Below are 12,788 nucleotides of genomic sequence, written 5' to 3' on the forward strand. Positions count from 1 at the left end.
TGACACCCATTCACCCTGGACTGCCATCAAGGGCTGCTTACCCGCGCTCTTGCACTCGCTCAAGGAATCACCCATGCACACGCTTACCCCCGAACAACGCACCGAGCTGGAAGCCGCTGCCTTCCGCCGTTTGCTGGATCATCTTGACCAGCACAAGGAAGTACAGAACATCGACCTGATGATTCTTGCCGACTTCTGCCGTAACTGCCTGTCGAAATGGCTGGTCGCTGCCGGTCAGGAGCGTGGCCTTGAGATCGCTGATGAAGATGCCCGTGAGTACGTCTACAAAATGCCCTACCCGCAATGGAAAACCCTGCATCAGCAGCTTGCCACCCAAGCGCAGCTCGATGCCCTCGCGCAGCGCAACCAGCGCGATAACGAGAGTGCATCATGAGCAGCGCCCTCTCCATTGCCGTCCTGACCATTTCCGATAGCCGCGATGAATCCAATGACCGTTCCGGCCAGTGGTTGGCAGAGCAGGTGCAACAGGCCGGACATCGGCTTTATGAGAAGCGCATTGTCGTGGATGACAAATACCGTATTCGCGCCCAGGTAGCGGCGTGGATTGCCGACAGCGCGGTGCAGGTCATTATCACCACTGGCGGCACGGGCTTTACCGGACGCGACTCAACCCCGGAAGCAGTCAGCGTGCTGTTTGACAGCCATATCGAAGGGTTCGGTGAAGCCTTCCGCTACTACTCGCTTCAGGAAGTGGGCAGCTCAACGATTCAGAGCCGCGCATTAGCAGGGCTTTCCAATAACACGGTGGTGTTTTGCGTGCCTGGCTCTACCGGCGCCTGCCGTACCGCGTGGAACAAACTGATTGGCGAACAGCTCGATGCCGATCATCGGCCTTGCAACTTCGCCAGTCTGCTGCTGACAGGGCATCATCCTCATGGCTGAGATGCACACACTGGAAGATGCGCGCACCGCGCTGCTCACTGGCGTCGGGCCACTGGACGTAGAGCAGATCGCTCTTGCCGATGCCCATCACCGTATTCTTGCTGAACCGGTTGTGGCGCTCTCCGATAGTCCACGTTTCGATGCCAGCGCCATGGATGGCTACGCCCTGCGCGCCCAGGATCAAGGCAAACGCCTGCGGGTCTCACAGCGGATTGCGGCGGGTCAATCACCTGCACCGCTGGCGGCCAATAGCTGTGCTCGCATCTTCACCGGCGCTCCCTTGCCTGCGGGTGCCGACTGCGTGGTGATGCAGGAGCGCGTAAGTGAACAGGAGGGCTATATTGAAGCGCCCGCCTCGCTCACCAGCGGCGACAATGTGCGCCAGCGAGGGCGTGAAGTACATCAGGGCACGGAACTGATACCGTCAGGAAGCCAGCTTACTGCCGCCGCGCTAGGGTTGATCGCATCGCAAGGCATGGCGCAGATCAAGGTGCGCCGACGGCCACGGGTAGTCATTCTCGCTACCGGCGATGAGCTGGCCGAGCCGGGCACGCCGCTTTCCCCCGGTCAGATATATGATTCCAACCGCATCATGCTGGCGGCGCTGCTGCGCGATATGGGCGCGGAAGTGGTTGCCACTCATCATGTCAGGGATAGTCTGGAAGAGACCCGTGCAGCGCTGCGTAACGCCGCCGAGCAGGCCGATATTGTGCTGACCAGCGGCGGTGTCTCGGTAGGCGAAGAGGATTACGTCAAGCAGGCGCTCACTGCCGAAGGAAAATTGTCGCTATGGCGTCTTGATATTCGTCCTGGCAAACCGCTGGCACTTGGCAAGCTATCGCGCAGTAACGGCAGTAGCGCGCACTTTGTCGGACTGGCAGGCAATCCCGTGTCGAGCTATGTCGGCGCCCTGCTGCTGGTGCGTCCATTGCTGGGAGCGCTGCTGGCAGCGCCCGCGCTCGCCGAGCTGCCGTCACTCACCGCCCGTGCTGAATTTACTACGCACACCACCGCACGCTGGCACTATATGCGCGTTACCCTCGACCACCGTTCAACAGACGGAAGCTGTCGCGCCTATGCCTATAGCGATCAGGACTCCTCACTGCTGCGCTCATGTGTGGGTGCCGATGCGCTGGCCGTGATTCCGCCTGATAGCAGCATCAAACCGGGGGATGTGGTTCGCTGTCTGCTGCTTCCTCATTGACGAATTCGAGGAGGATAATCGGCGGCAGCATAGGCCACGTTAAGCTCGGCATCGAGCTGCGGCCATAGCTGTTGGAAGGTCTCTTCAAGCTGGGCGTAATTCAGCCGAAGCCAGGGGATCAAACGTTCAAGCCGGTTGGGGCCGCTCAACCGGCGCCCCACACCGCTAATGGCATTCAGCGTAAAATCGAGATCGGCGTAGCGTTCCAGCCATCGCCCTCGCACCAGATGCTTGAGCATCGCTGCATTGGCGCTGGGCAGCGTCTGACTGCCAAGCACCCGATAGCAGCGCTCGGCCAGCGCTGCGCTCAACTGATCCCGCGATAGAAAGTGATCCCACACGATATCCAGCGCGATACCCGCCACGCGGCGCTCCGGCATGCTGCGAACCAATTCCGTTACCAGTGGCGCACTATCAATCACGGCATCCACACGCCGGTGCCAGCGCACGCCCTGCTCCACAGGTTCAGGCAGCGCCTCCAGATGCGCCCCCTTGATGCCATCAGCCACCAGATTGCCAAACAGAAAATCGTCACTCCCCGCCGCGGCAAGCAGCGCATGACCAATGAAGTTCATCGCGTCCACCACTGCAACAGGAAAAAGATCTTTCTCGCCGTAACCTTCACTGGCCTGATAACAGGCTGAACTCTGTCAGGAATATGCATCGCTACACCTGTCGCGCTAGTGGCAGTTGGTCGGCTTGGGCAATCCAGCCAGGCGAGCAGCAATACGAGCAGGGCTTTCGGAGTGCTCACCTTCCGGAAACAGCCCCATCAGATACATGGAAGAGCCTTTTGCCGCGCCAAGCTGCTGCTTGATCGCTTTAATCAGCGGACGCATGGCGGGCGATAGTTCATAGCGTGCATAAAAATCACGCAGCAGCGCCAGAATTTCCCAGTGACGCTCATCCAGTTGACGCTGCTCACGCTGGGCCAGCGCCTCGGCCACCGGCTCGCTCCACTGTTCAAGCGACACCAGATAGCCCTCGGGGTCCAGCGCAACAGAGGTGCCATCCACCTCTAAAAAGAGTGCTTCTGTCATGATGTTCTATTGCCAGAAAGTAGCCAAATGTAGGTCAATTGCGCGCGAAAAGCGCTTGTTCAGCGCCCTTCTGCCTGTTTCTTTATCGGATCAATACCAGCTCAGCGACGATGAATGGCACGCCGTCAGCTCAACGAAAATGCCCATATCGACCACTTCCAGCGCATCGTGACAGCGTTCCAGCAAGCCACGCGCCGCCAGATCCTCGCGCAATACACAGCAACGGGCAGGAGATTCCGCCAAGCGTGCCGCACAACTGCCACTTGCGCCAAGCACGCCATCTTCGGTAAGCAACACGGTAGCGCTGGCATCAAGGGTTTCAAGCAAACGCTCGAACAGCGCTCGGTCGGCATAGGGGGAGCGGCACACTATATGCAGCATAGCGGCTCTTCTAATGGATACATGATGCGCACAGTATCTCCTTGAAACGCGAGACGGGGTCTACAGGAGCTGACAGCTCTAAACTGCCTGACCAGACAGCCTTCAAAAAACAGGGGCATTCAATTCATTCTGCCAACTTTACCATAACCCAGAGGGTATTATTGACAGGAGGGGCGGATACGCTATCAGCCCACACAGCACCGGACCTGTCACGGGCAGCAAGTGCCGATTCAGGAAGCCAGAAGTCACGGTTGGTCAGCTTACCGAATGGCTACCAATAGTACATCGAGTCAATAACCTCTTGAGGAAACATTAATGGCCAAAATAAAACGGGCAGCCGAGCTTTTTCTTCCTGGGTGATGAGCAATATATTGCCTCGCGGCATCTCTATTACCGATTCATCCATTAGCAACGGTGCAGAGGCGGGATTGTAGTGCTGGTTCTGCTGCCTGCCCTCCTCATTAAGAAGACAGACAACATACTCAGTGTCATGAAGGATAGTCGGAAACGTAAACGTCAGGAATTTCTCACGGCCTCCTACCAGCGCCCTGATGCAGGTAAGCAGTAATGTTTCTCCCTCGGGCAGAACTTCCTCCCGGCCATTAAGCACACTGCTATCGTCAGGGGTAAGTAGATAGGCCATTACAGATACTCCATATCAAGGTCGTCACTAAATAAATGCCTTGTTACAGAGTACACCGAGTAGACGGAGAAACCTCACCACATGGTCGTCTTCGAGAAGACTTACGTCTACCGCTTTAATCTCAAGCTCGTGTCCGTTGGATATTCGCTGGCCGGTTATGATGGAAAGCGTGGTCTTGCCGGATAATATCGAACGTTGTTTTGGACAGCTTCCATAATGCCCCTGCCACCACTTTCCGCGATATCCCCCTAGAACATCAACGAGCGCTGATAGCGATTCAGGAGTGACGCAAGTGGCGCGGGGGATACCTGTAGCGCCAGCTCCTGCGCCTGAAGGCCGCGTTCATCAAGTGATTCGGGATCAATATAGAGCGCTTCGATATCGTACATTTCAAGCGCCTTGATGGTGTTCAGGGTGCCTTTCTGATCCAGGGCGCCGCGCGCTTGGTCATCAAGCAGCGCAGTGACGCCGTCATCACAGAAATAGAGCGCCGTTTCGCCGCCAAACGAGGCGTTAAGTAGCGCAACATCCAGAGCTTCAGCCACCCAGCGGGTGCCCTGGGGAGCATGGCGCACAATAATCAGTAGTGAAGGTAGTGATGACATGGCGATCCCGTGCTGGCCGTATTCGTTGTAATCACGCGAAGGTGATCAAGCGGTCGGCAGTCGCATTGGCGTGCAGCAACTGACCCAGACCGGTCAGTTCAAAGCCCTCTGCCAGCGAGCTTCCCTCAAGGCCATAGCGACGGGCCTCGGCATCATCCACAATGCCGCGTCGCAGGCTGGCGGCCACGCAGACCTGCAATCGCGCTCCGGTGCTGTCAGCCAGCGAGCGCCAGGCATGCCCCAAATGCGGTTCATCCTGCGGCGGTGCCAGCAAGCGTGAGCCGTTCAGCACACCATCGTGATAGAAGAATACGCTATCAAGATGATGGCCGTGAGCGTGCAGCGCCTGCGCGAAACGCAGCGCGGAATGAGACGCCTGACGACTATAGGGGGCGCCCATCACCAGGAGCGCATAATGTAAGGCTGCCGACATGATCAGCTCCGCTAATAGTAAGAGAGAAGTTTAGCATTTCACTCCTTCAGGCGTCAGACCAGCTAATAAAGCTCAGCCAATAAAAAGCCCGAGCAGTAAAGACTCGGGCTATGGGGTACTGACAGGCTCGACTTACACCGGGTCCGTGCAGGAGTACCACTGATTCTGCATGGCCCAACGGGTTTTGGCGAAACCGCGCTGGGTAATCTTGGGCTGCCCCTTGAGCTGTACGCGCAGCAGATCAACGCGCATCAGGTAATCTTCACCGATGGCCCCGACCTTGCCTACCATCACGAAATCACCCCACAGCTTGTTTTTAAAGTCGCGACATACCTGCTCGCCCACCTTCTTCGGTGATTCGGCTGCGGCTCTGCGCGCACGCTCCGAGGTATCAATTTGCATGCTCTGTTTGGTGTACTCCTGCGGCTTGGGCTTGCTATCGCCAAAGCCTAAAAAGGAGCAGCCTGAGAGTGAAGTGAGTACCAGTGAGACGCCAAGACATTTGACCAGAGTGGCTCGGTGAGCACCGAGCGGAAAAGAAATAAACGCACGCAAAAGAATGAGCCTCTTGATTCATTAAGTCAGGTGCAAACAGGCGTTTGCACTTTTACATCTCGTATTCCGCTCAGCGGAATTGCCTGAACATTAGATATCGTCGTGGCAGCTGCATCAGCATAACACGCGCCTTGCACGCGCGGGGGGCGATTAATGCCCTACATTCGTTGATGGTAGCAACGCAAGGATAATAGCCAACATGATCGGCAAATACACCAGCGACATCACGGTAGACGCAAAAACACGGCTTGCTGCCAGTTCAGGCGAGCGCTGCGCCTTGAGCGCGAACATATAGGTGTACACGGCCACCGGCATACTCATTTGCAGCATCAACTGCATCAGCAGGCTCCCCGAAAGGCCCGCCAGCCAGCCTACACCAAGGCTGATCGGTATTACTATCACAAGTCGCAGCAGCGCAAACACGGCACCGGCAAGCAGGTTGTTCGATCTGATGGTGGCAAGCGCTACCCCAAGCGTAATCAACATCAGCGGGATGGTCAGACTACCGAGCAGGTGCGTGGAATTCTCTATCCAGAGAGGCAGCGGAATCTGGAAAAAGATCAACACCAGCGATATCCATATCGCGTGAATCGTTGGCGTTTTCAAAAGTGCCATGAACGGGCGCTCGGCCCCCATGATGGCGCTAAGCCCGAACTGCACGATAGAGACAGAAACATTGATGGCAACCGCATAGCCAAAGCCCGCCTGACCAAAGGCAAACAGCGAAATGGACAGCCCCATGTTTCCGGTATTGGGGAAGATCAACGCCGGTACGAAGCTACGCCACTCGATGCGTTTCGCCTTGCAAAAGGCAATGCCCACCAGACCCAGCACCGCAATCGTACCGAAGGTGCCAGCAGCCATTTGCATGAAGAGCTGAAACGTCAAATGTGTTTGCGCCAGCGACGACAGAATCAGGCACGGCGTACCGATGTTCAGACACAGCGTCGATACAAAATTGAGCGGAAACTGATGACCACTGCGCACCCATCCATAACCAATCGCCACCGAAACCAATACAGGTGCCATTACCGCCAGAAGCTGTTCAAACATGGGGAGTATGCTGGTGCGATTAAGGGCACCACCTCACTGATTTAATTCATGACAGCGGGTACTCCCTCTGTCGCTCTTTTTCTCTCCATTCAGGGAAGAAATGATTCGGCATTCACTTTAGAAGTGATGACAAACACAGGCATGTAAACAATATTCCGAAGCACGGATATAACAATGCTGCATTCAGTACGGCAGAAGCAGAGCGTGCACCCCATGACTCTGCGCGGCGGCTCGTTTCTCGATACCACGGTATAGCAGCGCTTTTATCAGGAATAATAACGGCCTGAGAAATAACGAAGCACCAAACGAAAACGAACCAGGGCTGGACAGCCTGCAACAGCGCTTTTCCTGCCCTTCTATCCCCTTGTCTTAGCCTCGTCTGCCCGAAAGTTTTACCCCGATAACTGCGCCCACAAACGAAAACGTCAACCAATGAGGGCCTAGCACCAGCGCTACGGCGATAACTATCCCAATAAGCGACCACAACAGTATTCTGGCAGGCGAGTAACCTTTGATCCGGAAATTCTTTACCACCACGATTCCTGTTCAAACACGGCGTGAACCCACATCAACATGACCAGTGCATCAGCCTTCTTCCCTTGGAAAGGCTGATCATAACGCAACAAAAAACCGGAGTCAGACTGCTCTGAACTCCGGAATGCCACTGTACTCGGTATTTGCCGCAAATGCTCTGCTTTAGTGAAGATATCGTTTAATCAAGGTAGCCCACCCGTAGGGTCAGGCAGTTGGCTGGTTTCGTCCTCACCTTCCCCCGTGAACGCCAGGAGAAATCGTATAGTGTCGGCAAACGTCGCGGCACCTCAGCATAACTGTCATATAAATGAAGAGCATGGGCTGCTGGTGCCATTGAAAGTCGTGTTCCCGCAGGTCGTCCTGTTATTAACGGGCATACTCACACACTTTTGTTACAGGCTCGGGACAAGCGCGACACATCATGGATGCAAAAAAGCCTGCCAACAGATTATTTGGGTACGCTGCAATTCAAGGTCGCATCGTCATCCATGCCATTGCGCAGAGTGGCATCATCGCCCTTCGCCCACCACTCATGAATGCCTCCGGTATAGCGCTCCCCTGAACCTGAAATCACGTTATTCATCAATATCTTGTCATCCTGATTGGGCAGTTTTACCAATGCGATGGCGGTAGTGTCATTATGGAGATACTCCACACTGATCTCGCCCGCATCATCTCCCGTCCTATCTTCGCTACATTGATAGTGAACCGTTGTTTTCTCTACCGTACCGCTACCAGGCAGCTCCACGGCATTTTCAGGAAGTGCTCCTCCCCCACAGCCTGCCAGCGAGAGCGTTACAGCCATCAATATCCAGGTAGTACGTATTCCCATAATGATTTCCCCTTACTGTTATGTACTTCCACATGGCTCATCATGAGCGGGTTGGGTAATAGACTACCAGCAGTTTCTTGAAAAATGTCATCCGCTTATTTGTAGGAAGTTGGTGCTCAATCAGCGGTATCAGAAGTGCTTTCAGGGCGGCGCAGTCTAAGTTGGCGACAAATTCAGGCATTATCCAACCGGTTCAATGTTTCTACGGATATGTTCAGGGATTAATGACCATCATTGCCCGCATAACGCACTTATCCTCTTTTATTCTTCCCTTATTTTCTGAAAGCACCGCATCTATCTCGCCATAATCGAAACCAGGCAGGAATTTGAAGAGAAGAGAGAGAAGGTTGACAACCATTCAGCCTGAACCAGGAAGAGAGCAATAAAAGCAAAGCCCGATCCCGCATGGTAGTGGGGATCGGGCTTTTTAATTTGGCGGAAGGCGTAGGATTCGAACCTACGGGGCTATTACACCCGGTTGTTTTCGAAACAACTGCATTCGGCCACTCTGCCAGCCTTCCGTGATGGGGTGAACCCCAATTGAGCGCGCATACGTTACCAAGGCCAGTAAGAGTTGTCCAGATATGCAAATGTAACCCAGGTGAAAACTATCAATCCCGGCTGTGGAAAAGAGGACTAAATCGGTATTCAATAGCCCTATTGGATGGCATACCGTCTGTGCCGCTTCGCGCCGAATGCCGACGGAAGGGTAGCAAAGGTGCTGCCATGGCTTCGATCACGCTATTTTCTGGGGTTCATTATGACCCGTATGCTTATTGATGTTACCGATATTTATCAGACCAGTCGCAAGATCAGGCAGTGCACGCTGGACCCCTCTATCCGCTGCTTGGCAGAGCTGCGTACCTGTCAGTTGAATGGCTGCGAGAACTGTACCCACTCCCAACTGGTAGAGGCTGAATCTCTTGGTCTGAAGGATAAGATAGAGCAATTGGCCAACTGGTCGAGTTCCGCTACCTTCAGCGCTCGCGAAAGAGCAGCGCTCGCCTGGTGTGAAAACTTTATTCACCGCTCCAGCGAGGATGATCGGATTCGCCGTGAAGCGATCGAAAACTTTACTGGTACTGAATTGGCAGATCTGATGCTCACCGTACAGCTGACCAGCACACTTAACCGGGTCGCGCGCAAATACGCCGATCAGAGCGCACAAGTGGGCTAGAAACACCGATTCACGGCACGTTGAAGAAAGCTAACCACCTGAATCAGAAGCATCTATTGACGGGACGTAAAAAACTGGTAAGATGTGCCTCGCATTCGGAGGGATGGCAGAGCGGTTGAATGCACCGGTCTTGAAAACCGGCATAGGTTAATAGCCTATCCAGGGTTCGAATCCCTGTCCCTCCGCCACTTTTTATTTAAAACCAGTCACTTACGACTGGTTTTTTAGTTTGTCTCCCATCTAGCCCCTCAATACGCCCCCTCACAATATGTCCCCCCGTCTTGCTCTAAAAGGCGACATCAGGGGTTGAATTTCTCCGATTTCATCAGCCTTTTTACCGTCTAACTTTTTAATTTTATTAAATTCCCACAGAAAACCGGTTTTGCCCACACTAAACCGTTGCGAGACTTTCCCGTTACGGGCGCCCTGGTACATGTGAGCACATGCATAACAGCATTTTTTTGCGAGTTATCAGGCAATATCGCCTTAATATCCAGAATTTGCCCATCATTGAGTACAAAGCGATGTGTGCTGGAAGCTATATCCGGTCTAAAGCGAATAGTGATCCGAAAGCAACTTGCGTCGTGGGGCTGGCTCCTATTTGCTTGGAGCTGCCACGATCCTTCCTATGGGATATCGAAAAGTCATTTTTGCTAATGTGTTCCATCTACATCAGCACGGCAGGCCTAGGAAAGACGATAGACAGATGCTGAATGGAATCTTTTGGGTGCCCTGCTGAGCGAGGAGTTAACTCCCTACGATTTAATAAGGGAAGTAATGAGAACCGCTTACCCCTTTTTTCCGTCACGCCACGCCACCGTTCATCTTTCATAGTCGCGCTCTCCACTTCCCACCGTAGCCACATATGCAAACCAGCGACCAAAGCAATATGCATGCCAACACATCTCTATCGCACAATAGACTCGTAAAAAATAAAAAGCCGCCAACGGAAGTGCTAGCGGCTCGGATGCTACATCCTCAATTCGCCAGCATGTCGTGAACAAACCACTGACGATGGAATGCAGTAAGGTCCTTCAATTGTGCCCCCGAGACACCCAGCCAACCACCCTCCCATGTATTGAAAGCGGCGCTACCATTAATATGTTTGACATTCTCAGGCATCGTGCGGAGTGTATAGATGGGGTTCTGTATTCCATACTCAGCGCCGAGTTGATGAAAGTAGTCTCCTTCCAGAAGAAACCGTCCTTCTCCTTTGTACGCCAGAATCACCTTTTCGTAATGTTGTGCCTTTTGGGTTTCGGCAAACTGTAATAGCGTGCGGGTTACATCGGCCGCGCTGTTTTCCAAGGAGACTGATCGCAAATCAAACACGATCGTCCCCGGACTCAATAGCCATTGGTGATAGGCGTAGACGGAGACGCCCTCGTTACGCGCATCTTTCGCCAACACCCCATTCAGAGGCGCTTGAAGGGAGAAGTAGTTCCAACCGCCGATTACAACGACTGCAACGACTACCGCGCCAGCGGCCAAAATCACCTTACGAAAGTTACTTTTTTTAGTGGCGTTATTCTCGTTGTCTATTGTCTCGGTATTTTCCATCCCATTCCCTTAATTACATGACCTAACTTTTTTCTCTTCCCTACTTGACTCATCAATCGTTTGCTAGTAACCAAACTCGCAAACACTTCTGAACAATAGAAGTCCCTAACCACTCAGCTTTAATCATACCTGAAAAACAATCTCAGCAGGCTTCATTATCACACTCTGTGACTCGTGCTGCTGATGCTCTTCAGTACGGAGCTCCGGCCTGTCGAATGTCTCCTGAAGAATAATTACTGACATTTTGTCGTCAGCTATTGTAGTCATCATGTCACGCATAGCTATACTCGCTTACTACCTTTTAAGTGCAGTTTCCACTAGTTCAGAATATGAAAAAATTTTATATTTTATGCGCTTCATCATCAGAGAAAGACAGAGCCGGCGAAGGGCACCAGGAAACACACGCAACAGCAATATACCGTTTCGCACTTGAGTGTCTAATTTAACATTAAGTGTCACAAAATATCAGAAAATAGGGTGAGGGCAAGCCGCTAGGGCTTGAGGTTACTCCCGCCACATTGGACTCAATATGTTAACCAATTGATACAACAGCGACCGGCCTCCGTCGCTTCCTCTTCTGCCCGCCAGCCGGCGCCACCTCCGATATTCTCGTCCTTAGGCGCCCATGTGCCTTTTCGGCGAGCCAAATCCCACCACGCGAAAGCGTACTTCATGTAGTACGTCTCCTGGTAGGAAATAAACTCTCTTACCTCTTTGGCACTGTACAGCAAATTGTTCTCGCGCAGCATGCGACCAAACTCCCTTCTGCACATATCATTCCGCCTCGTCCTGACGTCACAACTCATCCGCATTAGTCTCCCAGACGCGACAATACCGGGGCATAGGACTTCTAGTGGCTCCAAACCCTCTGAAAACGCTTCGGGTTTCATATAGTCTCGGAACGTGTTCTTACAGCAACAGAATAACTCCGACCATGTAACAGATACACGCCAACATCCAACAGCAAGTCGTTATGGGCAGCCACGTCGCCTATCAGGAATTTGATGCTTCACGTCGCTCTAGGAAAGCCCTTTCTCCTTGTAAGCAACTACAACCGGCAGCTTCACGAGCTCGCGCTCTTTCCGATTTAGGTCACCTTGCTCATATCCTCTTGATTGATCCATTCGATCTTCCAAGCGGTTGTATTATTGTTTTGCTTCCAGTGCTAACCAGCCGCAGGCGGCCCACGCTTAGGCCTCGCCTGTTCCTGAATATTGCCGCGACGTTGGCAGCACCGGCATACCTTCTGCCCAGCAACCCATCAAGCAGCTAGTACAGGTCATGAGCGACCTCTGCTTTAGGGACATACATGCGGTCGGCGGCGGTCGTGTTACGTGCCCGTTCGTAGGCTTTGGAAACAATCTTATCCGTGAATACAGCGCTGCCTGTTAGGCGAGCTAGTAGTACAAACAGCGTGCACAGCTCTTCGCAGTAGGGGTCTTTGCCTACCATGCGCCTTAATGGTATCTAGGGAATCTCCCACCCCCTCTAAACGCCGGGACAGCCAGCAAACGGGCTAGCGGACTGTAGTGGCACAGTGAATCTGGCCACCTGACTTTGAGTGTATGATGGCTCACAGAGACAATCAGGTGCAGATGATGACGAAGAAGAGAACGTTTAGCCCGGAATTTCGCTTGGAAGCGGCCCAGCTCGTGGTCGACCAGGGCTACACGCTGAAGGCGGCGTGTGAGGCCATGGGGGTTGGCAAATCCACCATGGAGTATTGGGTTCGCAGGCTTCGCGCTGAGCGGGCAGGCAAGGCGCCGCTGAAAGGTGAGGCTCTGACGCCGGAACAGCGTGAGATCCAGGAACTGAAGCGCAAGCTGCGGCGAGTGGAAGAAGAGAAGGCAATATTAAAAAAGGCTACC

The 12,788-nt window shown here is 53.5% G+C and carries 15 protein-coding genes and 2 tRNA genes; 6 read left to right on the forward strand and 11 right to left on the reverse strand.

Annotation, left to right across the window (positions count from 1 at the left end; translation table 11 throughout):
* Positions 1-73 precede the first annotated feature (73 nt).
* From L881_RS0107440 to L881_RS0107450, 3 genes are read left to right on the forward strand one after another with little or no spacing between them, the layout of a single operon-like run.
* Complete coding sequence (locus tag L881_RS0107440; RefSeq protein ID WP_025733071.1) at positions 74-394, forward strand: DUF1244 domain-containing protein; 321 nt, start codon at positions 74-76, stop codon at positions 392-394.
* The gene (gene moaB / locus L881_RS0107445) at positions 391-903 is read left to right on the forward strand and encodes a molybdenum cofactor biosynthesis protein B (protein ID WP_025733072.1); all 513 of its coding nucleotides are present in this window, start codon (positions 391-393) and stop codon (positions 901-903) included. The genes L881_RS0107440 and moaB overlap by 4 nt, the downstream gene beginning before the upstream one ends.
* On the forward strand, positions 896-2,107 hold the full coding sequence (locus L881_RS0107450) for a molybdopterin molybdotransferase MoeA (protein ID WP_025733073.1): 1,212 nt from the start codon (positions 896-898) through the stop codon (positions 2,105-2,107). Before moaB ends, L881_RS0107450 begins: the two co-directional genes overlap by 8 nt.
* On the opposite strand, the gene L881_RS0107455 is transcribed toward L881_RS0107450, so the two are convergent.
* From L881_RS0107455 to L881_RS0107505, 10 genes are all read right to left on the reverse strand, one after another.
* A complete protein-coding gene (locus L881_RS0107455) occupies positions 2,101-2,682 on the reverse strand; it encodes an acyl carrier protein phosphodiesterase (RefSeq protein ID WP_025733074.1) in 582 nt (193 codons plus the stop codon). The genes L881_RS0107450 and L881_RS0107455 overlap by 7 nt on opposite strands.
* Positions 2,683-2,787: 105 nt before the next feature.
* Positions 2,788-3,147 (reverse strand): TusE/DsrC/DsvC family sulfur relay protein, encoded by a 360-nt coding sequence (locus L881_RS0107460; RefSeq protein ID WP_034578790.1) that lies wholly within the window; start codon positions 3,145-3,147, stop codon positions 2,788-2,790.
* A gap of 90 nt (positions 3,148-3,237) precedes the next feature.
* Positions 3,238-3,528: a sulfurtransferase complex subunit TusB gene (tusB, locus tag L881_RS0107465; RefSeq protein WP_025733076.1), complete on the reverse strand. Its 291-nt coding sequence runs from the start codon at positions 3,526-3,528 to the stop codon at positions 3,238-3,240.
* A 271-nt stretch (positions 3,529-3,799) separates the two neighbouring features.
* Positions 3,800-4,171, reverse strand: a complete 372-nt coding sequence (locus L881_RS0107470) for a hypothetical protein (protein ID WP_025733077.1) — start codon at positions 4,169-4,171, stop codon at positions 3,800-3,802.
* Positions 4,172-4,419: 248 nt separating this feature from the next.
* On the reverse strand, positions 4,420-4,776 hold the full coding sequence (locus L881_RS0107475) for a DsrE family protein (RefSeq protein ID WP_025733078.1): 357 nt from the start codon (positions 4,774-4,776) through the stop codon (positions 4,420-4,422).
* Between the two features lie 31 nt (positions 4,777-4,807).
* Positions 4,808-5,209, reverse strand: coding sequence for a sulfurtransferase complex subunit TusD (gene tusD, locus L881_RS0107480; protein ID WP_025733079.1), 402 nt, complete (start codon positions 5,207-5,209; stop codon positions 4,808-4,810).
* A gap of 132 nt (positions 5,210-5,341) precedes the next feature.
* The gene (locus L881_RS0107485; protein ID WP_025733080.1) at positions 5,342-5,764 is read right to left on the reverse strand and encodes a hypothetical protein; all 423 of its coding nucleotides are present in this window, start codon (positions 5,762-5,764) and stop codon (positions 5,342-5,344) included.
* A gap of 150 nt (positions 5,765-5,914) precedes the next feature.
* A complete protein-coding gene (locus tag L881_RS0107490) occupies positions 5,915-6,817 on the reverse strand; it encodes an AEC family transporter (protein WP_025733081.1) in 903 nt (300 codons plus the stop codon).
* 982 nt (positions 6,818-7,799) lie between these two features.
* Positions 7,800-8,183: an MliC family protein gene (locus L881_RS13425; RefSeq protein WP_084055436.1), complete on the reverse strand. Its 384-nt coding sequence runs from the start codon at positions 8,181-8,183 to the stop codon at positions 7,800-7,802.
* A 433-nt stretch (positions 8,184-8,616) separates the two neighbouring features.
* Positions 8,617-8,704 (reverse strand) — tRNA-Ser (locus L881_RS0107505).
* Between the two features lie 239 nt (positions 8,705-8,943).
* On the opposite strand from L881_RS0107505, the gene L881_RS13430 reads away from it, so the two are divergent.
* Both L881_RS13430 and L881_RS0107515 read left to right on the forward strand, forming a co-directional pair.
* On the forward strand, positions 8,944-9,360 hold the full coding sequence (locus L881_RS13430) for a carboxymuconolactone decarboxylase family protein (RefSeq protein WP_169730600.1): 417 nt from the start codon (positions 8,944-8,946) through the stop codon (positions 9,358-9,360).
* 97 nt (positions 9,361-9,457) lie between these two features.
* Positions 9,458-9,548 (forward strand) — tRNA-Ser (locus tag L881_RS0107515).
* A gap of 790 nt (positions 9,549-10,338) precedes the next feature.
* On the opposite strand, the gene L881_RS13040 is transcribed toward L881_RS0107515, so the two are convergent.
* A complete protein-coding gene (locus tag L881_RS13040; RefSeq protein ID WP_025733084.1) occupies positions 10,339-10,920 on the reverse strand; it encodes a hypothetical protein in 582 nt (193 codons plus the stop codon).
* A gap of 1,598 nt (positions 10,921-12,518) precedes the next feature.
* Between L881_RS13040 and L881_RS0107545 the strand changes: the two genes are divergently transcribed.
* The coding region (locus L881_RS0107545) for an IS3 family transposase (RefSeq protein WP_025733087.1) at positions 12,519-12,788 on the forward strand (270 nt) is incomplete at its 3' end.

This window comes from Carnimonas nigrificans ATCC BAA-78, assembly GCF_000526695.1.
Lineage (GTDB): Bacteria > Pseudomonadota > Gammaproteobacteria > Pseudomonadales > Halomonadaceae > Carnimonas > Carnimonas nigrificans.